Annotated in this window: 23 protein-coding genes and 1 tRNA gene; 7 read left to right on the forward strand and 17 right to left on the reverse strand. The window is 65.3% G+C overall.

Annotated features, from left to right (window positions below):
- Positions 1 to 15 precede the first annotated feature (15 nt).
- The 4 genes from AAG821_RS12375 to AAG821_RS12390 form a co-directional block, all read right to left on the reverse strand.
- Entirely contained in the window at positions 16 to 912 is an 897-nt protein-coding gene (locus AAG821_RS12375) for an RNA polymerase sigma-70 factor (RefSeq protein WP_341912682.1), read from the reverse strand.
- 78 nt (positions 913 to 990) lie between these two features.
- The gene (locus AAG821_RS12380) at positions 991 to 2,298 is read right to left on the reverse strand and encodes a PepSY-associated TM helix domain-containing protein (protein WP_341912684.1); all 1,308 of its coding nucleotides are present in this window, start codon (positions 2,296 to 2,298) and stop codon (positions 991 to 993) included.
- A gap of 16 nt (positions 2,299 to 2,314) precedes the next feature.
- On the reverse strand, positions 2,315 to 2,998 hold the full coding sequence (locus tag AAG821_RS12385; RefSeq protein ID WP_341912685.1) for a Fe2+-dependent dioxygenase: 684 nt from the start codon (positions 2,996 to 2,998) through the stop codon (positions 2,315 to 2,317).
- A gap of 105 nt (positions 2,999 to 3,103) precedes the next feature.
- Positions 3,104 to 5,344, reverse strand: coding sequence for a TonB-dependent siderophore receptor (locus AAG821_RS12390; RefSeq protein ID WP_341912687.1), 2,241 nt, complete (start codon positions 5,342 to 5,344; stop codon positions 3,104 to 3,106).
- A gap of 369 nt (positions 5,345 to 5,713) precedes the next feature.
- On the opposite strand from AAG821_RS12390, the gene AAG821_RS12395 reads away from it, so the two are divergent.
- From AAG821_RS12395 to AAG821_RS12410, 4 genes are all read left to right on the forward strand, one after another.
- The gene (locus tag AAG821_RS12395; protein ID WP_341912689.1) at positions 5,714 to 6,868 is read left to right on the forward strand and encodes an efflux RND transporter periplasmic adaptor subunit; all 1,155 of its coding nucleotides are present in this window, start codon (positions 5,714 to 5,716) and stop codon (positions 6,866 to 6,868) included.
- Positions 6,869 to 6,881: 13 nt separating this feature from the next.
- Positions 6,882 to 8,870 carry a MacB family efflux pump subunit gene (locus tag AAG821_RS12400; RefSeq protein ID WP_341912722.1) on the forward strand — a complete coding sequence of 663 codons (1,989 nt, stop codon included), beginning with the start codon at positions 6,882 to 6,884 and terminating at the stop codon, positions 8,868 to 8,870.
- Positions 8,871 to 8,873: 3 nt separating this feature from the next.
- Positions 8,874 to 10,331 carry an efflux transporter outer membrane subunit gene (locus AAG821_RS12405; protein WP_341912691.1) on the forward strand — a complete coding sequence of 486 codons (1,458 nt, stop codon included), beginning with the start codon at positions 8,874 to 8,876 and terminating at the stop codon, positions 10,329 to 10,331.
- A 186-nt stretch (positions 10,332 to 10,517) separates the two neighbouring features.
- Positions 10,518 to 11,714, forward strand: coding sequence for a hypothetical protein (locus AAG821_RS12410; protein ID WP_341912693.1), 1,197 nt, complete (start codon positions 10,518 to 10,520; stop codon positions 11,712 to 11,714).
- Here the strand turns inward: AAG821_RS12410 and AAG821_RS12415 are convergent.
- The 6 genes from AAG821_RS12415 to AAG821_RS12440 form a co-directional block, all read right to left on the reverse strand.
- Entirely contained in the window at positions 11,686 to 12,639 is a 954-nt protein-coding gene (locus tag AAG821_RS12415; RefSeq protein WP_341912694.1) for an alpha/beta fold hydrolase, read from the reverse strand. The two genes, AAG821_RS12410 and AAG821_RS12415, sit on opposite strands and share 29 nt — an antisense overlap.
- Positions 12,640 to 12,765: 126 nt before the next feature.
- On the reverse strand, positions 12,766 to 13,659 hold the full coding sequence (locus AAG821_RS12420; RefSeq protein WP_341912696.1) for an alpha/beta fold hydrolase: 894 nt from the start codon (positions 13,657 to 13,659) through the stop codon (positions 12,766 to 12,768).
- 68 nt (positions 13,660 to 13,727) lie between these two features.
- Positions 13,728 to 14,705, reverse strand: coding sequence for a transcriptional regulator GcvA (gene gcvA / locus AAG821_RS12425; RefSeq protein WP_341912698.1), 978 nt, complete (start codon positions 14,703 to 14,705; stop codon positions 13,728 to 13,730).
- A 92-nt stretch (positions 14,706 to 14,797) separates the two neighbouring features.
- Positions 14,798 to 15,682 carry a bifunctional methylenetetrahydrofolate dehydrogenase/methenyltetrahydrofolate cyclohydrolase FolD gene (gene folD / locus AAG821_RS12430; RefSeq protein WP_341912700.1) on the reverse strand — a complete coding sequence of 295 codons (885 nt, stop codon included), beginning with the start codon at positions 15,680 to 15,682 and terminating at the stop codon, positions 14,798 to 14,800.
- A 4-nt stretch (positions 15,683 to 15,686) separates the two neighbouring features.
- Positions 15,687 to 15,998, reverse strand: a complete 312-nt coding sequence (locus AAG821_RS12435; protein WP_341912702.1) for a DUF167 family protein — start codon at positions 15,996 to 15,998, stop codon at positions 15,687 to 15,689.
- Positions 15,999 to 16,031: 33 nt separating this feature from the next.
- Complete coding sequence (locus AAG821_RS12440) at positions 16,032 to 16,322, reverse strand: YggT family protein (RefSeq protein ID WP_341912704.1); 291 nt, start codon at positions 16,320 to 16,322, stop codon at positions 16,032 to 16,034.
- 343 nt (positions 16,323 to 16,665) lie between these two features.
- On the opposite strand from AAG821_RS12440, the gene AAG821_RS12445 reads away from it, so the two are divergent.
- Positions 16,666 to 16,741 (forward strand) — tRNA-Ala (locus tag AAG821_RS12445).
- A gap of 16 nt (positions 16,742 to 16,757) precedes the next feature.
- The gene (locus AAG821_RS12450) at positions 16,758 to 17,333 is read left to right on the forward strand and encodes a hypothetical protein (protein WP_341912706.1); all 576 of its coding nucleotides are present in this window, start codon (positions 16,758 to 16,760) and stop codon (positions 17,331 to 17,333) included.
- Positions 17,334 to 17,342: 9 nt separating this feature from the next.
- Here the strand turns inward: AAG821_RS12450 and AAG821_RS12455 are convergent, their stop codons facing one another.
- From AAG821_RS12455 to phaZ, 6 genes are all read right to left on the reverse strand, one after another.
- Positions 17,343 to 18,320, reverse strand: coding sequence for an NADPH:quinone reductase (locus AAG821_RS12455; RefSeq protein ID WP_341912708.1), 978 nt, complete (start codon positions 18,318 to 18,320; stop codon positions 17,343 to 17,345).
- A 20-nt stretch (positions 18,321 to 18,340) separates the two neighbouring features.
- On the reverse strand, positions 18,341 to 18,721 hold the full coding sequence (locus tag AAG821_RS12460; RefSeq protein WP_341912710.1) for an OB-fold domain-containing protein: 381 nt from the start codon (positions 18,719 to 18,721) through the stop codon (positions 18,341 to 18,343).
- A gap of 5 nt (positions 18,722 to 18,726) precedes the next feature.
- Positions 18,727 to 19,896 (reverse strand): thiolase domain-containing protein, encoded by a 1,170-nt coding sequence (locus AAG821_RS12465; RefSeq protein WP_341912712.1) that lies wholly within the window; start codon positions 19,894 to 19,896, stop codon positions 18,727 to 18,729.
- 84 nt (positions 19,897 to 19,980) lie between these two features.
- Complete coding sequence (locus AAG821_RS12470; protein WP_341912714.1) at positions 19,981 to 20,520, reverse strand: hypothetical protein; 540 nt, start codon at positions 20,518 to 20,520, stop codon at positions 19,981 to 19,983.
- Positions 20,521 to 20,522: 2 nt separating this feature from the next.
- Positions 20,523 to 21,071 (reverse strand): hypothetical protein, encoded by a 549-nt coding sequence (locus AAG821_RS12475; RefSeq protein WP_341912715.1) that lies wholly within the window; start codon positions 21,069 to 21,071, stop codon positions 20,523 to 20,525.
- Between the two features lie 417 nt (positions 21,072 to 21,488).
- Complete coding sequence (gene phaZ, locus AAG821_RS12480; RefSeq protein WP_341916295.1) at positions 21,489 to 22,718, reverse strand: polyhydroxyalkanoate depolymerase; 1,230 nt, start codon at positions 22,716 to 22,718, stop codon at positions 21,489 to 21,491.
- A gap of 218 nt (positions 22,719 to 22,936) precedes the next feature.
- On the opposite strand from phaZ, the gene AAG821_RS12485 reads away from it, so the two are divergent.
- Positions 22,937 to 23,590, forward strand: coding sequence for a glutathione S-transferase family protein (locus AAG821_RS12485; RefSeq protein WP_341912719.1), 654 nt, complete (start codon positions 22,937 to 22,939; stop codon positions 23,588 to 23,590).
- A 3-nt stretch (positions 23,591 to 23,593) separates the two neighbouring features.
- Here the strand turns inward: AAG821_RS12485 and AAG821_RS12490 are convergent.
- On the reverse strand, positions 23,594 to 24,103 hold a 510-nt coding region (locus AAG821_RS12490), incomplete at its 5' end, for a hypothetical protein (RefSeq protein ID WP_341912721.1).

The following is a 24,103-nucleotide window of genomic DNA, read 5'->3' on the forward strand; positions in this document are numbered from 1 at the left end:
GACGTCTGATCTCGCCTATACCGCCGGCAGCCGCGCCAGCTTGTCGGGATTGCGCATGATGAAGACGTTGCGCACCGCCCCATCCATGATATCCAGCGCCAGCGCCAGATAAGGCACCTCGCCATCCAAAAGCAGCCAGCCAGGCTGGCCATTGATGCGCGCATTCACCTGCCGCAGCCCCGGCGGCAGCTTGCGCCGGATGCCGATGAAGAAGCGTGCCACCTTGTCCGGCCCGTGGATGATGTTGAGCGCTGCCGCCGCCTTGCCGCCGCCGTCTGACCACAGCATGGCATCCTCGGCCAGCAATCCGGCAAACTGCGCCGCATCGCCCGCTTTCGTGGCACGGGAGAATTTCTCGGCCAGGGCGCGGGCTGCCGCTTCGTCGGCGGCAAAGCGCGGGCGTGCATCCTTCAGGTGTTTCTGCGCCCGGCTTACCAGCTGGCGGCAGGCGGCCTCGGTTTTCTTCAGTGCAACGGCGATCTGCGGATAGTCGTAATCGAAAGCCTCGCGCAGCAGGTAGGCGGCGCGTTCGGCGGGCGTCAGCCGCTCCAGCACCACCAGCAGCGCCATCGACAGGTCATCGGCCATCTCATGGGCCGCTTCGGCGCCGGTGACAGTGACCTCCAGTTCGACCAGCGGTTCGGGCAGCCAGATGCCGGGATAATGTTCGCGCTCCGCCTTGGCGGCACGCAGGCGGTCGATACAGAGGCGGGTACAGGCCGTCACCAGCCAGGCTTCCGGGTTGAGGATCGCGCTGCGGTCGGCGCGATGCCAGCGCAGATAGGTATCCTGCACGGCATCCTCGGCATCGCCCACGCTGCCCAGCATGCGATAGGCCAGGCCGAACAGCCGGCGGCGATGCGCCTCGAAACGCGCGCTGGCGTCTTCCTGTGCCGCATCATCTTTCGTCACGGGGCATCCTTTCGCTCAGATACCCCTTAGACGGATCGGCACTGCCGGCTGTGACAGCCAGGGCCGGATCGACGACGGCTATTCTGCGGCGCGACCTTCCGGGCTCTGATCCAGGGTCTGGTTCTGGCCAGCCTGCCGCAGAACCGCCTGCTTGGCCAGTTCCGTGGCGCGGCGGTTGCGGCGCTTCAGCCACCACATCATGGTGCCGGTCACTGCAAACAGGGGAATGATCACCCCGGATACGAAGACCAGGAATTTGTAGAGGCCGCCGAGGCCGGTACCGTAATGCAGGGCGCGCTGCCAGGCGATGATCGTCTCGCCGGTGGAAAAGGTTTTCGGATCGAACACATCGATCACGCTGTGCCGCCAGGGATCGATCAGCACGGTGATGCTGGGCGCGCCATCCTCTGGCACGCCGCGCACCAGACCGATACGCAGTGCCTGCTCCGGCCGGGTCGGCAGAAAGGCATTGAGGAAGCGCGCATCGGGCACCTGGTCCTGCGCCAGGGCGACCGCATCATTCAGTGCGATGGCGGTCTGCCCCGGCTGCGGCCGCTCGACACGGGCCTGGAACATCGCAGCCCGCATGTCGCGGCCGGGGAACACGGCATTCACGACGGCGCCGAGCTGTTGCGGGAAGGCGATATAGACGCCGGTGAAATTCACCAGCAGGAACAGCAGCAGGGTCCAGATTCCAACACTGCCATGCAGGTCGCGATGCAGCCGCAGGCCCTTGGCACCCTTGCGGATGGTGAAGGCAGATTTCCACTGCCCCGGACGGGGCCACCAGATGATCAGCCCGGACGTGCCAAGAACCAGCATGGCAACACCGAGCCAGCCGACGAGTTCGCGGCCCAGGCCGCCGGTGATGAACAGATGGCCATGCAGGTCGTGGAAGAACCGCACCCAGCCGGTCATCGCCTGCTGGGTATCCAGCACCTGCAGCGACACCGGATCGACCAGGATCTGCCGGCTGCCGGCAAACGGGCTGACCGTCGGCACCGCGCCCTGGGCACCCGCCTGGCCCTGCGCACCGGCCTGCGGCGCGCCGCCGCGCATCTGCTGGCGTTCGCCGGCCATACCGGGCCGCGACAGCCGCACGGCGGCGGGCTCGCCGATCTCTGAGGGCCAGCGCACCGCGATCGGCAGGCGGCCCGGTTCAGCATTGGCGGCCTGAACCGCGGCAACGATCTCGCCCGGGCTGCGCCATTCGCCCGGCGTCGTCGCCTGCGGCCCCGCCTGGCCGAGCAGATGCTCGATGTCATGGGCGTAGACCAGCACCGAACCGGTGATGCCCATCATCACCAGCGGCAGCAGCAGGATCAGTCCGACCCAGAGATGCAGTTGCTGCAGCCAGTAGCGCACGGTTTTCGGTTTGCCGGCCATGAGGAAGCGTCCCGTTCTAGCTGTCGGCCCAGCGCCGCAGCAGGTTGTGATAGATGCCGGTCAGCTGCACCACCTGCGCATCGGCATTGCCGAGCCGGGCGACCAGCTGCTGGATGGAGGTATCGAGCTGGAACAGCATGCTGCGCTGACCATCGTCGCGCACCATGCTCTGCAGCCAGAAGAAGGAGGCGACACGGGCGCCGCGGGTCACCGGGGTGACGCGATGCAGGCTGGTGGAGGGATACAGCACCATGTCGCCGGCCGGCAGCCTGGCACGATGCTCGCCATAGGTATCCTCGACGATCAGCTCACCACCGTCATACTCGTCGGGTTCGGCGAGGAACAGCGTGCAGGACAGATCGGTGCGGATGCGGAAGTCCGCATTGGGAAAGCCGCGGATCGCGTTGTCGACATGTATGCCAAACGACTGTCCACCGGCATAGCGGTTGAACAGCGGCGGAAACACCTTCAGCGGCAGGGCGGCCGAAATGAACAGCGGACTGCGCTCCAGCGCATCCAGCACCATCTCGCCGAGCTGGCGCGCCTCCGGCGCCGTTTCAGGCAGCTGCATGTTGTTCTTGGCCAGGGCGGCCTGCGGGCCCGAAGTGATATTGCCATCGACCCACTGCGCCGCATCCATCACCTGCCGGCAATGGGCAACCTGCTGCTTGCTCAGCACCTGCGGAATATGCAGCATCATGGCCAGGCTCCCCCTCGAAAGCCGTTGCGGGTCAAGACGGAAAAGCCCCGCCCGGTTTCAACACGGGCGGGGCGCGCGTTTCCTGCGCGTGGTTTGAACGCTTGCTCAGAACTTCAGACTGGTGGTCAACAGGGCAGTCCGGCCGGCGCCCGGCGTGCCGTGGCCGCCGCCCGGATGGACGGTTTCCAGATAGAACTCGTCGGTCAGGTTCAGGAGGTTGAGCTGCAGCTCGACATTCTTGGTCAACTGGTAGCTCAGCATCGCATCGAAGACCGTGTAGCCAGACAGGTCGTTCTGGTTGGTCGTGCTGATGGCACGCTCGCCAACATACTGGGCACCGAAGCCGACGGTGAAATCGGCAGGCAGGCGATAGGTCGTCCACAGGGTGTAGGTATGGCGCGGCACCTGGCCAACCTTGGCGCCCAGCTCGGCGGGATTCTTCGATTTGGTCACCTCGCTGGTCATGTAGGTGTAGCCCGTCATCACCTTCCACTTGTCGGTCAGTTCGCCGGTGATGTTGAATTCAACGCCATCGACCCGTTGCTCGCCCTCCAGCACGACCTGATCGAGAGAATTGTTCGGGTCTTCTGTGCGTGCATTGGTTTTTTCAGTGCGGAAAATGGCGGTGGCCAGGTTGAGTTTCTTGTCCAGCACGTCCCACTTGGTGCCAACCTCGTAGCTGACATTGGTCTCCGGCGCGACATTCACGTTGGCCGCATTGGTCAGCGCATTCGATAACGACAGGCTTTCTGCGGACGGGTTGAACGATGTGCCGTAAGAGACATAGACGCTGCCATTCTCTTCCGGCTTGTAGACCAGGCCTGCGCGATAGCTGAATTCCTTGTCGGTACGGCCGAGCGAGGTGGTAACGCCGGTCGTTGCGGTGGAGTCGCTATGGGCGTCGAAATAGTCCCAGCGCAGGCCGGTGACCAACTCCCATTGCGGATCCAGCTTGATCGTATCAAAGGCATAGAGCGCCGCACCTTGGGTTTCGACCTGTGACAGCGCCCCGCGCGAATAGGTGCCGTAGGACTGATAGGGATTTGGATTGGACAGGTTGCCAATCGGCACCCCGGTATAGCTGAAAGCCGCGTTGCGATAGGTCTCACGGCTCAGTTCGAGGCCAGTCACCAGGATGTGACCGGCAAAGCCGGTATCGAAGCGGCTGGTCACATCGGTCTGGTTGACCAGCAGCGTATTCTTGCTGTCGCGACCCGACGCATTGCCCGTGCCTGTCGTGGAATTGTGGCCAAGCTGGTTTGCCGCAATATAGGCGGCTGAAATGCGCGGCGGCGACACGATCATGTAGCGCAGGTCTTCACCGTACCGCAGCTGGTTGCGCAGCGTGTAAGTGTCGTTGAAGTCATGCTCGAACAGCATGGTGCCGACATCGGTTTCAGTCTGTTCGGTCTCGATATTGTACAGGCCGTAATAGCCGCTCTTGCGGGCCTGATCGGGCACGCGGCCGTTGATCAGCGGCAGGCCGTAGTCGGGCTTGTTGTCCTGTGACAGATGGAAATAGCTGACCGTCACCCTGGTCGGCTTGTTCATCCCCAAGGCCAGCGTCGGCGCGAAGCCCCAGCGTTCGTTCTCGATCAGATCGCGGCCTTCAACTTCTGACTGGTGACCCAGGGCATTCAGGCGCAGGGCCGCACCATCAAGCCCGAGCCAGCCATCCAGCGGCTGATTAACGTCGACGGTCGCGCGCAGCGTTTCGTTGGTGCCCACCGTGATATCGGCATTCTGGAAGGCATTGCGCTTGGCGGTCTTGCTGACCTGGTTCAGCGTGCCGCCGGTGGAGCCGCGGCCGGCATAGCTGGAGGACGGGCCCTTGAAAATCTCGATCTGCTCAAGATTGAACGGATCGCGGGTGGTCTGCGCCATGTCGCGCATGCCATCCAGCGTCATGTCGTTGTTGGCGGCGAAACCGCGGATGCGGAAATTGTCGCCCTGCGCACCGCCACCCTCGCCACCCAGCGCGGTGATGCCCGGTGTGCTGCGGATCACGTCCTTCAGCGTGGTGGCTGCACGCTCCTCGATCACCGATTGCGGAATCACGTTGATGGTCTGCGGCGTGTCCAGCAGCGGCTCGGTGAACTTGCCTGACTGCACACGGTCGATCTTGTAGTCCACGGCAGGATCGGCCGGTGAACCGGCCGGCTTCTGGCCTTCCACTGAAATGGCCGGCAACTGCGTCGGCTTGCTCTCCTGCGCCATGGCCGGCAGACCGGCGGCGCCAAGTGCAACGGCAGAAGCCGCGCCCAGGATATGCGGCGCGACGCGGCCGAGCCGCAGGCGGCCAACGGTGGGCGTGACAACAGGAAGGGGGGTATCAGACAAAGCCATGGTTCACCTCGGAACAAAGGGTGGGAACCTGGCTGGCACCCGGAACCTGAAGCAGGGCCGGGAAAGGCTGGCTGGGTCGCGCTCTGGGCCCGGAGAATCCAAGCCACAGCAATAGGTTAAGGGAAGAACGCCCGTCTGGCCGCCGCCCTCAAATTGATCCGCATCGGGATTGATTCGCTGCGGAACGCGGATGCAATATCATTGGCTCAGTCGCTTTTGCAACTCATTTGCATAAACATTCCGATCACAGTGGCTTCCGTGCAACAGGCACCATATTGAAAGCAGGCCATATATTAGACCCGGCTGGAATAACGCAGGATTCAGATGCCTCTTCCGTTTGGATCTGGAAACGGCCCATAAACCCAGATCATGAAACGCACATCCCTTATCCTGTCTTCCACCGTCGTCGTTGCCCTGCTCGCCGGCGGCGCCTGGTGGTTCTGGTCGGCACGCGCCGATACCAAGCCGGCCTTCCGCACCCAGACCGTGGCGCTGGGCAGCGTGGAAGACACCGTCTCCGCTGTCGGCACCCTGCAGCCGCTGAATTATGTCGATGTCGGCACCCAGGTATCGGGCCAGTTGAAGGTGATCGCGGTTGATTTCGGCCAGCGCGTTGAACAGGGCCAGCTGCTGGCGCTGATCGATCCCACCATCTACGAAGCCCGCGTCGCCGCCGACCAGGCCAACCTGATGGCCTTGCGCGCGCAGAAATCCGACAAGCAGGTGCAGCTTGCCCTGGCCGAGCGCCAGTTCGAGCGGCAGAAAAACCTGCTGGCCGGCCGCGCCACCAGCCAGGATGCCTATGACAGCGCCGAAGCCAGCCGCAAATCGCTGGTCGCGCAGATCGCCGTGCTGGACGCCCAGATCCAGCAGGGTGAATCGACCCTGCGGTCCGACCAGGCCAGCCTGAGCTACACCAAGATCTATGCGCCGATGACCGGCACCGTGGTGGATATCACGGCGCGCCAGGGCCAGACGCTGAATGCCAACCAGCAGGCGCCGATCATCCTGCGCATCGCCGATCTCGACACCATGACGGTGAAGACCCAGGTGTCGGAAGCCGATGTGCCGAAGCTGACGCTGGGCATGACCGCCTATTTCACCACACTGGGGCAACCTGATAAGCGCCGCGAGGGCAAGCTGCGCCAGATCCTGCCGACGCCGGAAGTGGTCAACAACGTGGTGCTGTATTCGGCCCTGTTCGATGTCGCCAATCCCGAGCGGGATCTGCTGACCCAGATGAGCGCGCAGGTGTTCTTCGTCATCTCGAAAGCCGAGAATCTGCCAGTGGTGCCGATGGCGGCGCTGCGGGCCATCCCCCAGGGCAAGAACCGTTACGGCCTGCGCGTGATCGAGAATGGCACGCCGGTGCGCCGCACCGTTGAAGTCGCCGCCAGCAACCGCGTCAATGCTGCCGTCAGCAAAGGCCTGGAGGTGGGTGATGTGGTGGTGATCGATGTGACCGCGACCAGGTCGCCGGCCGCTGCCGCGCAGCAGCGGCCAGGCCCGCCGCCGCGATTGTAAGCCCATGAACGTGATGCTTCCGGGCAGCGAGACGACGGCCGCCATTCATCCGGCGCCGATCATTTCCCTGCGCGACATCCGCAAGACCTTCTATCGCGGCACCCTAGCCGTGGAGGTGCTGCATGGCATCTCGCTGGATATCCATGCCGGCGAATTCGTCGCCATCATGGGTGCCTCGGGCTCGGGCAAATCGACGCTGATGAACCTGATCGGTCTGCTCGACCGGCCGACGCAGGGCAGCTACCGCTTTGATGGCGATGAAGTCTCCACCCTGGATGCCGATGGCCGCGCCCTGCTGCGGCGCGAGGCCTTCGGCTTCATCTTCCAGCAATACAATCTGCTGCCGTCTGAGTCCGCCACCGCGAATGTGGAGATGCCGGCGATCTATGCCGGCCTGCCGCGCAGCCAGCGCCGCGAGCGCGCCGAAGCCCTGCTGAGCCAGCTGGGCCTTTCCGACCGCCTGGATCATCGGCCGACGCAGCTCTCGGGCGGCCAGCAGCAGCGCGTTTCGATTGCGCGCGCGCTGATGAATGGCGGCGCCGTGATCCTGGCCGACGAACCGACCGGCGCCCTGGACAGCAAAAGCGGCGCCGAGGTGATGCGCCTGCTGCATGACCTGAATGCCCAGGGCCACACCATTCTGTTGATCACCCACGATCACGAAGTGGCCGCCCAGGCCAACCGCATCATCGAACTGAAGGACGGCAATATCATCGCCGACCAGCCGGTGACGCATCCCGAGATTGAAACCGCGCCGGCGCAGGCCACGCCGCTGCGCCCGGCCCGCGGCCGCAGCACCGGTTTCGCCCTGTTCGACGCGCTGGAAGCCGGCCGCATGGCGCTGCAGGCCCTGCACAGCAACCTGCTGCGCACCCTGCTCACCCTGCTGGGCATCATCATTGGTGTCGCCTCTGTGGTCGCCATGCTGGCCATCGGCGACGGCGCCAAGCAGTCGGTGCTCGACCGCATCACCGCCATGGGCACCAACCTTCTGCTGATCCGCCCCGGGGCACCCAACATCCGCCAGGCCGGCGGCGTGACGGCGACGCTGACCGCAGACGACGCCGATGCCATCGCCGCCGAGGTGCACAACATCCTGGCCTCGGTGCCGGAATATACCGGCAATGTCACCGTGCGCACCGGCAGCCGCGACTATGTCACCCAGGTCAATGCCACCACCGCACCCTTCCCGGTGGCGCGCGAATGGCCGGTGGCCGAAGGCATCTTCTTCTCCGAAAGCGACGTGAAATCCTACCTGCCGGTGGCGGTGATCGGCCAGACCGTGGCCAACAACCTGTTCGAGGGCACCGACCCCATCGGCCGCTATGTGCTGCTCAACAATATTCCCTTCCAGGTCATCGGCATCATGAGCCCGAAGGGCGCCACCCCCTGGGGCGCCGACCAGGACGACATCATCTACGTGCCGCTGAGCACCGGCATGCTGCGGCTTTTCGGCCAGCGCTATGTGCGCACCATCACAGTCCAGGTGCAGGACGTGAAGCAGATCAATGACACGCAGGAGGATATCCGGCAGCTTCTGATGGCGCGCCATCGTGCCGAGGATTTCCAGATCCGCAACATGGCCTCCATTATCGAAACCGCCATGGAAACCCAGAACACACTAACCATCCTGCTGGGCTCGATTGCCGCCATCTCGCTGCTGGTCGGCGGCATCGGCGTCATGAATATCATGCTGGTCAGCGTGACCGAACGCACCCGCGAGATCGGCGTGCGTATGGCCACCGGCGCGCGGCGCTTCAACATCATGATGCAGTTCAATTCCGAGGCGCTGGCGATCTGCACGCTTGGCGGCCTGATCGGCGTCGCGCTGGGCCTCAGTGTCACCTGGCTGTTCGCCTATTTCGGCCGCCCGGTGATCTTCTCGCCCGAACCGGTGCTGCTCGCCTTCTTCTGCGCCTTCGCCACCGGCCTGCTGTTCGGCTATCTGCCGGCGCGCAAGGCCGCCGATCTCGATCCTGTCGTCGCTCTCGCTGCGGAATAATCCATGTCGTCCCCTGCCCGCCTGACGGCCACCGCCGTCGTCCTGGTCTCGCTCGGTGCCTGCTCGATGGTGCCTGACTATTTCAAGCCCAAGGTGGAAACCCCGGCCGCCTGGGACAGCCGCCAGGATGCCGTCAACCTGTGGCCCGATGCGCAATGGTGGACCGGTTTCAACAGCGCCGAGCTGAACCGGCTGATCAGCGAGGCCCAGGCCAACAACACCGACCTGCGCGTTGCCGTCGCCCGTATCCGCCAGGCCGAGGCCCAGGCCAAGATTTCCGGCGCCGATCTCTATCCCACGCTCGGCGCCGATGGCAGCGCCACCCGCACGCGCCAGGGCCGCAACACCGGCACCACGACAACGACCACGACGACCAGCAACAGCGCGGCCCGCAACGGCTCGACGATCCGCAACAGCTTCAGCACTGACCTCACCGCCGGCTATCAGGTCGACCTGTTCGGCGGCAGTGCCGCCACCGCCGATGCGGCGCTGACCCGGCTGGAATCCAGCCGCTACAACCGCGAGACCGTGGCGATCACGCTCTATGCCGATATCGCCAGCACCTATTTCCAGCTGCTGTCACTGCGCGACCGCATCCGCCTGGCCAATGAAACGCTGGGCGCCGCCCAGGGCATCCTCGACCTGCTAGAGACCCAGCGCAGCAACGGCATCATCACCGATTACGAAGTGGCGCAGCAGCGCAGCAGCGTTGCCACCCAGCGCGCCACTGTCGCCAGCCTGCAGCAGACCGAACGCACCACGCTGGATGCGCTGGCCGTGCTGCTCGGCCGTCCGCCGCAGGGCTTTGTCGTGCAGGGCGACAGCCTCGCCGCCCTCACCCTGCCGCCGGTCACGGCCGGTTTGCCCTCCGAACTGCTGCTGCGCCGGCCCGACCTGCGCAAGGCCGAAGCCGATCTGCGCGCCGCCAATTTCGATATCGGCGCCGCCCGTGCCGCGCGCTTCCCCAGCCTCGATCTCACCGGCCGCATCGGCACGCAGAGTGCCCAGACAGCGACCCTGTTCGATCCCGGCACCATGATCTACTCGATTGCCGCCGGGCTGACCGCGCCGATCTTCCAGGGCGGCCGGCTGGAAGGCGGCGAGGAACTCTCGCGCGCCACCAAGGATGAACTGGTCGAGACCTATCGCGGCGCCATCCTGAGCGCCTTCCGCGATACCGAGGATGCGCTGGGTGCCACGGTGCATACCGGCCGGCAATACGGCTTCGCCTCGGAAGCCTTCAACCAGGCCAACGACGCCTATCGCATCGTCGACTCGCGCTATCGCGCCGGCACGGTGGGCTTCCTCGACCTGCTGGATGCGCAGCGCTCGGTCTTCGCCGCCAACGACACCATGGTGCAGGCGGCGCTGAGCCGCTACAGCGCCAATGTCAGCCTGTACAAGGCGCTGGGCGGCGGCTGGGATGGCAGCGTGACCGGCCCGGCCACACCGGCGAACTAAGCTTTCATTCACCATACCGGGCGGGAATAAATTTCCGCTGTGGCAGAAGCTGCAGGCAGCGTCGCGCATACGGCGTTATCGCTGCACAACCAATTCAGTCTCTTACCACATGGTTAATCGGCGCAACCCGCTGGCATGACTTCTGCAACTTCGCTGCGCAAAAGCAGAAGGTGACAGGAGAGCGCGATGTCTGCAGTGACGCTGCCGGGGACAACCAAGTTTGAGCTGCCGCAATCCGGGGTGCCGGTGACCGGCCCCATCTATGGCCCGAAAATCAATTACGCGGACTGGCTGACCTATATCACGCCGGAGAAGGTCTCAGGGGTTCTGGGACACACCTTCGAGCTGCCGCCACCGGGCGTACCGGTCGTCAATCATACGACCGGCGAAGAGGTCACCCGGTGGCAGATGCGAAAGATCGCCGACATGGATGCCGACGAGCGCTTTCGCCACAGTGAGACAAGGGCGGGTGCGATCGCGAGCCGGAGAGAGGCGCTGCAGAATTACGACCGGGTAAAATCGGAAATCGAGGACAAGCTCGCCGGAGAACGCAAAACCCGCCAGGAGCTCGTCGAGAAACTCGACAGCCTGCCGCTGGACGGCGAAGACCGCGCGATGCGTGATCTGCTGCTGGGCTACATCAAGCGCCTCGACAACTCGATCAGAGAATCGCAGGGCCGCCTGGAACGGCTGGAAGAGAATTTCGGTCCCGAGGGCACCTATCGCAAGGACATTGCGCATGGCCTGTCGGAATGGATGATGAGCGGGACAATCTACAGTGAAAAGCTGATCGACAAGGTGTTCGGCTCGAAGACCGTGGACGAGATTCTGGAGAATGTCGGCAAGCTGTTCCTCGACCTGAAGAAGAAGCTGGCGGAACTGCCGGCCGATGCGGATCCGCACGCGCGCAATGAAACGCGGCAGTATGCTCTGCGGGTGCAGACCTGTTTCGACTCGGTCAAGGACCGTCTGAAACGCGAATTCAACTGGGAAGGCGGCGACCTCGACCTGAGCCCGGCCTGGTTTGCCGGCAAGACCGACGGTTTCGATCTGGCCAAAGAACTCGGCTACACCGATCCCATGGACATCCAGGATGCCTTCCTGGCCGCGATTGCCGGCAGCGACGAGACCTGGCCCGATGGCGTGAGCCGCAATCCCATCGACATCATCGACCATTTCCTGAACCGGATCGAAAGCAGCATCGCGACCACGCGCGGCCGCCTGAAGCCACCGACGGACGACCCGGCCTGGCTGCCATCGGGCTGGCAGGACATGGGCTGGATTCCGATCCGCGACAAACCCGCAGCGCAGACCGCGCCAGGGTATCAGGGCAAAATCACCAATCCGGCGCTGATCAACGAACTGGCTGAAGCGGCCGAATAGCCGCCCTGTCCTGCTGCTGCGGCACGGCCTGCTGGGACCTGGCCTGTGCCGCGCGCTCCAGCCAGTCGGCCTGCGCCGCCCAGTGCTTCACCGGCATGTCGCGCTTGAAGAAGCCGAAATGGCCGATGCGCTGCAGCCCCCAGTCGCGCGGCGCCACATGCAGCCGCTCGATGAAGGCATTGGGATAATAGTCGACCAGCGCATCGACGCCCTTCTTGGGGCCGAAATCGAGATCATCGGCAAAGCTGATCAGCCGCATATCCGCGCGCAGGGCGTGGTTGTAGGGCCGTAGCGGCCGGCCGTCATCGCCCACCAGGTAATGCGGCGAGCAGCACCAGCGCCGCCAGTCGCGCGCCACGCCGCCCGGCAGCGGCTGTCCGCCCAGCCACCAGCCCGGAATGCGGTCGATCAGGGTGACCACGAGCGGAAACGCCACATACCACGACAGGAACAGCCGCAGCTGATGCGCGCGCGACCAGTTGCGCCAGTAGCCATGCTGGGAAGCAATCGCCAGCACGGCGGCGATCTCGCCGGCCTGCGGCAGCAGGCCCAGCATCTGGCCGCCGAAGGAATGGCAGACCATGGTGCGGCGCGCACCCGGCAGGCGGCTGGCGAGGAAATCGGCGGCGGCGGGAATGTCGCGCCGGCCCCAGTCGAGCATGCGCGGCGGCGGCGCGGCCGGGCTGCGCGGCGAGCCGCCGATGCCGCGATAATCAAAGGTCAGCACGGTGAAGCCGCGGCTGCCGAGATAGGCGGCGAAGCTTTCGTAATAGCGCCGCGCCACGCCGGTGGCGGCATTGACCTGCACGCTGACGCCGTTGCCCTGCTGCGGCTCGAACAGGGTACCGGCCAGGCGCTGGCCATCGGCAACGGGAATCGAAACGGATGTGATGGTGATCTGGGGTGCGTTCGGAATCATGCTCATGGGGCGCGACCCTAGAAGCGTCGATTCCACCGCAGCAATGACGTGGCAGGTCAATTCGCGCGACTGTGAACCGTTGCCGCAGCGTCAGTCCGATTCGTTTGACTCACAAGCGCGTGAGTCGCCGGCTCAGGCCGCCTGGCGCTTGCGCGCGGCTGCAGTCGTATGCAGCCAGTCGCCGATCTCGGCCCAGCGCTGCGCCGGCATCTCGCGCTTGAAGAAGCCGAAATGGCCGATGCGCGGCAGACCCCAGTCAGCCGGCATCACATGCTGCCGCTCGATGCGCGCCTGCGGATAATACTCGGCCAGCCGGTCGACGCCTTTGCGCGGGCCGAAATCGAGATCGTCGCTAAAGCTGATCATGCGGATCGGTGCGCGCACGCGATCATTGAACGGCCGCAGCGCGCGACCCTGTTCGTCGCAGACATAATGCGGCGAGCGGCACCAGCGCGACCAGTCGGCCAGCACGCCGCGCGGCAGCGGTTCGCCGCCGAACAGGCGCGACGGCGCCTTCGCCCGCAGCACCAGCAGGGTCGGCACCAGCATGTACCAGGCGAAGAACAGCTTGGCCTGATGCGAACGCGGCCAGTTGCGCCAGTAGCCATGCTGCGAGGCGACGGTGACGATGGCGGCGAAAGCCTCGACCTGCGGCATCAGGCCGAGCACCTGGCCGCCGAAGGAATGCCCGAGCAGGGTGGGCGTCAGCGCCGGAAACTGTTGCGCCAGAAACCGCGCCGCCGCCGGCACATCCTGCAGGCCCCAGTCGAGCATGCGCGGTGCCGGCGCGCCGGGTGTCTGTGCCGAGCCGCCGATGCCGCGATAGTCATAGGTCAGCACGGTGAAGCCGCGCCCGGCCTGGTAACCGGCGAAGGCATTGTAATAGCCGCGCGGCACGCCGGTGGCGGCATTGATCTGCAGGCTGAGGCCGTTGGACTGCTGCGGCAGATACAGCGTGGCGGCCAGCTGCTGGCCATCGCTGCAGGGAAGGGTGACCGGTTCGGAGGAAAAGGCTGTGTCGCTCATGCGGCGACTCTAGAAAAGCGCTGCCGCGGCCGCAAACGCATAAGCCGGTGGTTTCAGGTGAATCCGGTTCACCTGACGCTGCGCCGCGCGGCGTTTTTCTTCGCCGCTGGCGTCTTCGCCACCGCCAGCCGCTTCGGCCGGTGCGGCTTCATCGCGGCCTCGGCGCGCTGCATCAGCTCCAGCAGCCAGTCGCGCAGCGCCTGGATGGCAGGACGGTTCGCCTCCGTCTTGCGGCAGGCCAGCCAGTAGCCATGCTGCAGCGGCACCAGCGGCCCGAACGGCATCACCAGCCGGCCCGTCGCCAGCCGCGGTCCGATCAGCGGCGCGATGCCGAGCGCGATACCCAGCCCATTCTCGGCTGCATCGATCGCCTGGGTGACGCTGTCGACAAACACCTCGCGGCCGGGCCGGAAGGCCGGCAGCCCGGCGGCGGCCAGCCATTCGCTCCAGCTCTGCGGGAACTGGGTGAAATGGATCAGCGTCACCTCGCGCAGGTCGGCCGGCTTGCGCAGGCGCTTCAGCAGCGCCGGCGTGCAGACCGGGGCCACACTGAGATCGGTCAGCTTGGTCGTCGCCAGTCCCGGCCAGCTGCCATCGCCATAGCGCACGGCGGCATCCACCGCGTCGCGGGCGAAATCTGCATTGCGCACGCTGGACTCGACATAGACGCGCAGGCCCGGCCGGCGGTTCAGGAATTCCTCCAGATGCGGGATGATCCAGCCGGCGGCGAAATGCGGCACCGCCGACAGCCGCATTTCCTCGACCGGCTGCTGCGGCGAGCGGCCGAGACGCAGGCTGACCTGCGCCACCTGGTCAAACGCGCGCCGCACGGTGCCGAAATAATCCTGGCCGGCCTCGGTGAGGCGGATCTCGCGGTTGAGCCGGCGGAACAGCGGCAGGCCCAGATGCTGCTCCAGCTGCTTGACCCGGTGGCTGATCGCCGAGGGCGTGAGATTGAGTTCGGCGGCGGCGGCCTTGAAGCTCAAGGCACGCGCGGCGGCGTCGAAGGCTTCCAGGGCGAGCAGCGGCGGCAGGCGTTTCGACATGACGCCAGATTAGGACGATTCAGCCGGATGGGAAGCCGTGACGTGACGTCAGACAGGCCGGAAAAGGCTGCCGCAGCGGCAGCCTGCCGGTGTCACAGGGTCTTCGGGTCGATCTTTTCGCGATAGCAGGCCGCCGTCAGGGTGTTCTGCAGCAGGCAGGCAATCGTCATCGGGCCGACGCCGCCGGGCACCGGGGTGATGACACCGGCGACTTCGGCGGCGGAGGCGAAATGCACATCGCCGACCAGCCTGGTCTTGCCGTCCTCTTTCGGCACGCGGTTGATGCCGACATCGATCACGGCGGCACCGGGCTTGATCCAGTCGCCGCGCACCAGCTCGGGCTTGCCGACGGCGGCGATGACGATATCGGCCTGGCGGCAGAGCGCGGGCAGATCTTTGCTGCGCGAATGGGCGATGGTCACCGTGGCATGGGCGGCCAGCAGCAAGGCTGCGACCGGGCGGCCGACCAGGATCGAGCGGCCGATCACCACCGCATTGGCGCCGGCCACCGGCACGCCCGCCTTTTCCAGCAGGATCATGCAGCCGAGCGGCGTGCAGGGGGTGAGCGCATCGATGCCCTGGTTGAGCTTGCCGGCATTCACCGGATGCAGGCCATCGACATCCTTGCCCGGAGCGATCGCCTCGATGATCGCCTGGGTGTCGATCTGTTTCGGCAGCGGCATCTGCACCAGGATGCCATCCACGGTCGGATCGGCATTCAGGGCGGCGATGATCTTCAGCAGGTCGGCTTGGCTGGTATTGCCCTCCAGCTTGATCTCGTTGGAGATCATGCCAGCCTCGCGGGTCTGGATGCCCTTGTTGCGCACATAGACCTCGCTGGCCGGATCGTCGCCAACCAGCACCACCGTCAGCCCCGGCAGCCGATCGGCGCGCGCCTGAAAGCGCTGCACCTTCGCCGCCACCTCGGCGCGCAACGCCGCCGCCACTGCCTTGCCATCGATCCGGGTTGCACTCATCGGGTCACTCCTTCAGGACAAGCGCGGCGAGCCAGGGACGCAGCGCGCCATCGAGCGCGTCGGCCTCGCCGCTGATCAGAATCTGTTTATGCCGGTCGGTCTCGCCGGCCACCACGCTGAGCCGGCCGGGCGGCAGCTTCAGCTGCTTGGCCAGCAGCCGCAGCAGCGCATCATTGGCGCGGCCCTTCTCGGGCACGGCGGTGACCTTGGCCACCACTTCAACCCCGCCATCGACGGTGGGCTTCAATCCGTCGATGCCGTCGCGGCTGGCCTTGGGGGTGAGCCGCACGAAGAGGCGGAGTCCCTCCGGTTGCATGCGGTATGGCTTCGGCGCGGTCAGCGGCGGCTCTTAGAGAACCAGTGGCGCGATGTCGTTCCGGATCAGCTGGCGCAGGAACAAGATTAGCAAGATCAAGACGATGGGCGATATGTCGATGCCGCCCAGGTTGGGCAGGATGCGCCGGATCGGTCGCAGTACCGGTTCGGTGATGCGATAGAGGAAATCGCCAACCGCATAGACGAAGCGGTTTCGCGTATTGATCACGTTGAAGGCAATCAGCCAGCTCAGGATGGCCGAGGCAATCAGAACCCATGTGTAGAGTTCCAGGATGGTGTCTATCAGCCAGAACAGGGCATACATCGGCGGCTTCGCGCTCCTCTGAGGGGCTGTTCGGGGCGGCCGGCAGACGCCATCGTCCCGGGTGATGCTGGGCCTGAGTGATACTGGCAGGGCCGGCGAAACGCAACCCGAGCAACCAGCAAAGGGAAGTTGATCACCCCGGAAACGCCGCCAAAAAGACGGGAAAACCATGGCAAAAGCGGGGTGCAACGGCTGGTAGTCGATCAGCCCCGGCGAACCGGAGCGAAAGGCGCCCCGGACGTTTCTGGGCGGTAGACAAAGCCGGGCCCGTTTGCTACTTGCTTGGCCGCCCGGCCCGGACCCTTGCGAGGTCCCGTTTTCGACCCGGCCGGCGCACCGGCTTGGGGCCGTAGCTCAGATGGGAGAGCGCCTCGTTCGCAATGAGGAGGTCAGGGGTTCGATTCCCCTCGGCTCCACCAATTTTCCTGATCCGCCATGGAAACCCCGGCTCTCTCCGACATCCCGCACACGGCCGCGCGCTTCAACGTGGTCGGCACCAGCGGCAGCGGCAAATCGGTGTTCAGCCGGCGGCTGGCGGAGATCCTGCGCGCGCCACATATCGAGATGGACCGGCTGTTCTGGCGCGCGCACTGGCAGCAGGCCCCCGAAGCCGAATTCCTCGCCGATCTGAAGGCGGCGCTCGACGCCCCGTGCTGGGTGCTGGATGGCAACTATTCCCGCAGCATCCCGGTCAAATGGGCGAATGTCGATGTCGTGATCTGGCTCGACTATCCCTTCACTGTCACCGTCACGCAGGCCGTGTTGCGCGCCATACAACGGGCATGGCGCAAACAGGAACTCTGGCCCGGCACCGGCAACCGCGAATCCTTCCATCAGACTTTCTTCAGCCGCCAATCAATTCTGTGGTGGACGATCAAGACCTTTGCCAAGCACCGCCGCAATTATGAAGCCCTGATGGCAAATCCGGACTTCGCCCATATCCGTTTCATCCGGCTGCGCCGCCGCAGGGCGGCGGAAGCCTTTCTGAACCAGCTGCAGCAGGCGCGCTGACGGGGTCGCTCACCCGATCTCGAGCACCACATTGCCGGCGGCGCCCTGCTCCACCGCTTCATGCGCCTGCACGATCTGCGCAAGCGGAAACTTTGCCGCGATCCGCGTGACCAGCTTGCCCGCCTGCAGGATCGCATCCAGATCGGCAAGGGCCGCGCGGCGGTCTTCCGCCGTCAGCTCGTAGACGACGAAGAAGCGCAGGCTGAGCCCGCGGAACAGCAGGTCGCGGAACGGGATCGGCACGTCGCCCATGGCATTGGAGCCATAACAGACCAGCGTGCCATGCGGCGCCAGCACGCCCTTGGCCAGCAGCGGCGCGGTGGAGGAAAGGTCCATGTCGATGATCGCATCGACACCACGGCCATCGGTGAGCGCCGCGATCTTTGCCGCGACATCCTCGCTCTTGTAATCGATCACATCCGCAGCACCCGCCGCGCGCGCGGTGGCGGCCCGCGCGGCAGAGGCCGTGCCGATCACGCGCAGGCCGCGCGATGCGGCGATCTGCGTCACGTAATGCCCCACGGCCGAGGCCGCGCCGGTCACCAGCACGGATTGCGCCCCCGCAGCCTGGGCCAGCCGCAGGGCATGGATGGCGGTGAGCGCGGGAATGCCGAAACAGGCGGCGGTGTTGAAATCCACCGCATCGGGCAACGGCACGGCCTGCGCTGCGGGCAGCGCGATATACTCCGCCGCCGTACCGAGCGGCCGCTGCCACTGGCCGTTCCAGATCCACACGCGCTGGCCGACTTTCGTGGCCGCATCCACGCCGGCGCCCACCGCCGCGATCACACCGGCGCCATCGCTGTGCGGCACCACCAGCGGCCAGGCGAGTGGCCGGCCGCGCCGGCTTTTCACATCCGATGGATTGACGCCGGAGCTGTGCAGCCGCACCAGCACCTCGCCGGCAGCCGGCTGCGGTGTCGGCTGTTCGCCCACCACCAGCACGTCTTTCGCCTCGCCGTTTTTTGTGTACCAGGCCGCTTTCATGCTCGCTCCATCCCTGTTGCTCAGACCGGCCTGAACACCGGGATCACCCGGCCGTCCGCCAGCGTCTTGAAATCCACTGTCACCGCCATGCCGATGCGGATGGCGTCGAAATCGCAGTCGACGATGTTGGTCATCATGCTTGGGCCTTCGGCCAGTGTCACATAGGCGATGGCATAGGGCTCGGGCACGCGGCGCATGATGCTGAAGCTGTAGATGGTGCCGCGCCCCTCGCCCGCCTGCCACACGGTTTTGTCGCTGAAGCAGAAGGGACAGAGGCTGCGCGGATACCAGTGCACCTCGCCGCAGGCTTCGCAGCGCTTGACCAGGAAGCGCCGCTCGCGGCAGGCCTGCCAGAAGGGCTCGGTCTCGGGATTGGACGGCAGCGCCAGCGTCTCGGCCATGCGACTTACTCCCGTTCCAGGATGAGGGTGGCGCTGCCATGCCGGGTGCCGAGCGAGCCGCCGGTGCCCTGGGCCAGCGCCAGGTCGCAGTTTGGCACCTGCACCTTCGGATGCGCCTCGCCACGCAGCTGCCGCACCGCCTCGATCACCTTGGTCATGCCGCCGCGATTGGCCGGATGGTTGTTGCACAGCCCGCCGCCATCGGTGTTGAACGGCAGCTTGCCCACGCCGGAGATCAGGTTGCCATCGGCCACGAAGGCCCCGCCGCGGCCCTTTTCGCAAAAGCCGAGGTCTTCCAGCTGCATCAGCACGGTGATGGTGAAGCTGTCGTAGATCGAGGCGTATTTGATATCGGCGGGTGTGACGCCGGCTTCGGCAAAGGCTGCCGGGCCGGACCAGCGCGCACCGGAATAGGTGAGATCGATCTTGCCGCCCATCTGGTGCTTGGGCGCCTCGCCGGCACCACGCAGCCGCACGCGCGGCCGTTTCAGGCTGCGTGCGATTTCGGGCCGCACCACCACCAGCGCGCCGCCGCCATCGCTGATGACGCAGCAATCCAGCCGATGCAATGGATCGGCGATCAACGGCGAGTTGACCACATCCTGCACCGTCACCACCTCGCGCAGCATGGCATGCTCGTTCCACTGCGCATGCTGCGACGCCGCCACCTTGATCCAGGCGAGCTGTTCCGCCGTGGTGCCATACTCGTGCATGTGGCGCATGGCGCACATGGCATACATGTTCACCACGGTGGGGTTATAGAAATGCTCGAACGGCACGTCGGGGGCGGCGGCGTTCCACACCCGTGGCGCCGTGCCGGTGGCCATGCCTTCGCTGCGCGGCCGGCCAGCCAGCGTGATCAGCGCGACATTGCATTTGCCCGCCGCAATCGCCTGCGCCGCATGCGAAACATGAATCAGGTAGGACGAGCCGCCGGTATCGGTGGAATCGACATGGCGCAGCGTCAGCCCCATATAGTCGGCCATGCTGAGGGGGCCGAGGCCCGGCGCATCGCCGGCACAGAAATAGCCGTCGACGTCGTCTTTGCTCAGGCCCGCATCGTCCAGCGCGCCCTTCGCCACTTCGGCATGCAGCTGCGCCAGCGAGAGATCGGTGGCCTTGCGGGTGGGATGTTCAAAGGCGCCGGCGATATAGGCCTGGTTGCGGATCGACATCGGCGCGGCGCCCTCATGCGTTTCTTGTCCCGGGCACCAGTGTAAGCATTTGGCCGGCGGGGAAAAGCCGCGGCCGATAGCGCTTTATGCGGCTGGCTTGCGCCCGAGCCAGACGGTTGCACTGGGGCCCTCGCCAAAATGTTGTCGCCGCTGCGTCATCTCGGGCAATGGCGTCAGGGGCGTATAGATCAGCAGCAGCGCCGCGCCGGTCTCGGTGCGGGTCGGCAGTCCAAGCCGGCCGATATCGGCCGCGCCGCTTTCAAACAATAGCCGTGCGGTGTACCAGACCGGGATGCCCTCATCCAGGGCACGGTGAATCACCGCATAGCGTGCGGCCCGCACCTCGGGCGTGGCATAGTTCAGCACCATGCCGCCGCGCGGATTGCCGCGAAACAGGAAAGCCAGTTCCTCGCCCACCACGCCATAGGTGAGATTGCGCTCAGCATCACGGCGGAAGGTCATGGTCCAGGGCAGCATGGCTGGCGGCACCTTCGCCGGCGCAATCGCATGCAGGTCGGGCAGCAGATCATCGCCACACAGCGCCCGCCAGTGCTGCAGCAATGGCAGGGCCGGTGCGGGCAGCACTGCATCCGGCGCCACCACGATGTCCATGCCCGCAGACACGGCTAGACGACCTCGAAGGGATCGTGCTCCACCTTGATGCCCGGCGCGGGCGGCAGCATGCGGATCGGGCCGGCGCGGTCGTCGGAGGCGCGCAGGGTCTCGACCACGATGACGCATTCCACCGCGGTGGCGCCATCGGCCAGCGGCATCACCAGGCGTTCGGCGGTGACAATATTCTCGGGGTCGCCGGCGGTAAGCCCGGGCAGCGTATAGACACTGCGGCAATAGAGCGGCTTGCGGCGCTGGATCAGCTCGGCCAGCAGGTCGCGCATATGGCGCATATAGGCGGGATCGGTGAGCGCGCCGAAGGCTTTCGCATCCATGCCCTCGGGCATTTCGCGGAACCAGCGCGCGATCTCCGTGCCGCAGAGCTTCAGACGGCCGAGATCGAAATTGCCGCGCGTGGTCTCGGCGATCAGCAGATGCGGCAGGATGATGCGCGGAATCGTCGCCACATCCAGCAGGCGGATATCGGGAATGTTGACCGGCATCGGCAGGGTGCGCCAGAAGTCGCGCGCCGCCTTCAACACCGGATTGGCCTCGATGATCATTGGCCGTCCTGAACAGCAATCGGGAGGCCAGCTTATGCCGAAAGCGAAGCGCGAGCGTTAGGTTGAGATTCGGATATGGGGCGCCGGCCTTTCGCATCTGCGAGACAGTTGCAGACTGTGGCGCCATTGCCACGGATCACACCCACGCTGCAGCCCTGGCTTGATCGGCCGGACACAGCGCTCATATCGAAGGATTGCCGCTGTTGCCCATCGTGAATCTGTCGTCGCAGCCATTGGATCGAACCGGATCGCATGGGATCGCATTGGCTTCTCTTGGATCACATTGGCCTCCAATCGGCTTCCCTTGGCTCTGAATGGGATCGCCCTGGCCGCGCATGGGCCTGGCCCGGCGCCGCATCGGCGCCAAGTTGTATCGTTAAATCAATCGCTTGCCGGAAAACGCGCCGCCGTGGGCGGTTATTCCATCGCCAGAATGGTGTTTTTCACCAGCGGGTAGATCTGGCTGTTCCAGCGCTTGCCGCTGAACACGCCGTAATGGCCGACGCCGGCCTGCAGATGATGCCGCTTCATATAGGGCTTGATGCCGGTGCACAGGTCATGCGCCGCCACCGTCTGGCCGATGGCGCAGATATCGTCGCGCTCGCCTTCCACGGTGAGCAGGGCGGTTTTCTTGATCAGTTTGGGATTCACCAGCTTGCCGCGATGCATCAGCTCGCCGGTGGCCAGCCGATGCTGCTGGAACACCCATTCCACCGTTTCGAGATAGAAATCGGCATCCAGGTCCAGCACGGCGAAATACTCGTCGTAGAAATCCTTGGTCTTGGTCGCCTGCGCGATGTCGCCCTTCCACAGATTCTGGAACAGCTCGACATGCGCCTTCACATGGCGGTCCATGTTCATGCTCATGAAAGCCGTGAGCTGGATGAAGCCGGGATAGACGCGGCGGCCAACACCGGGCAGGCCGGGCGGCACGGTGGCGATCAGCTTCTCGCGGAACCACTCGATCGGGTGTTCCTTGGCAAGATCGTTCACCTTGGTCGGATTCATCCGCGTGTCGATCGGGCCGGCCATCAGCGTCATCGAGCGCGGCGCGGCCTTGTTCTTCTCTTCCGCCATCACGGCCGCCGCGGTCAGCGCCTGCACACAGGGCTGGCACACCGCCACCATATGGGCGCCGGGGCCGATCACCTCGAGGAACCGGATCAGGTGATCGACATAATCCTCAAAGCCGAAACGGCCGGCCGAGAGCGGTACATCGCGGGCATTGTGCCAGTCGGTGATATAGACATCGTGATCCGGCAGCATGGTGGCCACCGTGTCGCGCAGCAGGGTGGCGAAATGGCCCGACAGCGGCGCGATCACCAGCACGCGCGGCTGCACGCCGATCCGCGCCTGCGCCGCCTCGTCGAGATCCTTGCGGAAATGCAGCAGGGTGCCGAAGGGGGTCACATGCGCCGGTTCTTCCACCACCGGCACCTCGCGGTTGCCGACCCGCACGCTGTCGATGTGATACGGCGGGCGGCCGTGGCTGAGGCCGGCGCGGGCCACCATTTCGGTGGCCGCGGCAAAACCGCGCAGGAACGGGTTGCTGCCGGCGGCCTGCTGCAGGCCGGGCAAGGCCTGTTCGGCCAGCGCCCGCAGGGGCGCCATCAGGTTGGCTTGGGTCTGGTAGGCCAGATACATCATGAAATCTGAGCGGCGAGGGCCATTGCTGGAGTATTCTGGAGCTGCGTGTTCTGGAGCTGTTGCGTCTTGGCTGGTCCCGGCTGGAGGCCGCCCTCCCCCCTGGAGTGCGAAAATGCCGGCCCGCCGCCTTATCGCTAAAAAAGCTAATGCAGTTTGTGCTGCAATGCGAGATATATGTAGCAGACTAAAGTCTGGGGACCTATGGGGGACGCCGGCGGATGAAGGCCACACTCACCATCAGCAGCAAGAATTACTCGTCCTGGTCGCTGCGCGGCTGGCTGCTCTGCCGCATGGCCGGGCTGGATTTCGAGGAAGTCCTGCTCTCCAGCGACGACCCCTCAACCCGGGCCGAGCTGCTGTTGCTGTCGCCCAGCTTCCTGGTGCCGCGGCTGACCCATGGCGCGGTGTCGGTCTGGGATACGCTGGCGATCGCGGCTTACCTGGGCGAAATCTTCCCCGATGCCGGCCTTTTGCCCACCGATATGGCGCAGCGTTCGCATTGCCGCTCGATCTCGGGTGAGATGCATTCGGGCTTCGCCAACCTGCGCTCGGCATTGCCGATGAATCTGAAAGCGCATTATCCGGGCTTCAAGGTCTGGGCTGGCGCCCAGGCCGATATCGATCGCGTGGTGTCGATCTGGCGCGACTGCTTCACCGCCTATGGCGGGCCGTGGCTGTTCGGCGCCAAGCCGACGGTGGCCGATGCGATGTATGCCCCGGTCTGCTCGCGCTTTCTCACCTATGACGTGAAGCTCGATCCGGCCTGCGCCGCCTACTGCCAGACCGTGATGGCCTGGCCGATCATCCAGGACTGGATCGACGCCGCGAAAGCCGAGCCCGACGAGCTGGATGAGCTCGACGTCGAGTTCTGAGCCCTAGACCACGCCGCCGGCACGCACCACCAGCCGGCGCAGGGTTTTCAGCAAGGCCGTGCTGCATGGATCGCGTCCATTGAGAATCAGCACCAGGCCCGGACGGCTGAGTTCCAGCGCCTTGGCGAATTCGTCGATGCTGGTATTGGCCACCTTGCAGGCCTCGGTGATCACCGCCAGGCCGTCTTCCGCGATATAGCTGTAACCATCCGCCTCGCGCACCTGCAGGCGCATCAAGCGCTTGGCTACCGGCGGTGGCGGCGCCTTGGGTTTCGGCGCGGCGCGGCGCACCGGTTCGGCCTGCAGCGGTGCCGGCGTGAATGCGCTCGGTGCAGAGGCGATGCTGAAATCGTCCAGCGCCAGGCTGCTGTTGATCTGCTGGCCGATCTGGTCGCGGATCTTCTGCATCATCGTCGCGTTGGGCGCGGTCAGCTGATACTGCGCAGTATGGTCGGTATGGAAAGTGCTGATATCATCAAGCCGCGACAGGCGACGGCGCAGGAAGGGCTGACT

The sequence above is a fragment of the Ferrovibrio terrae genome, assembly GCF_943372915.1.
GTDB classification, from domain to species: domain Bacteria; phylum Pseudomonadota; class Alphaproteobacteria; order Ferrovibrionales; family Ferrovibrionaceae; genus Ferrovibrio; species Ferrovibrio terrae_A.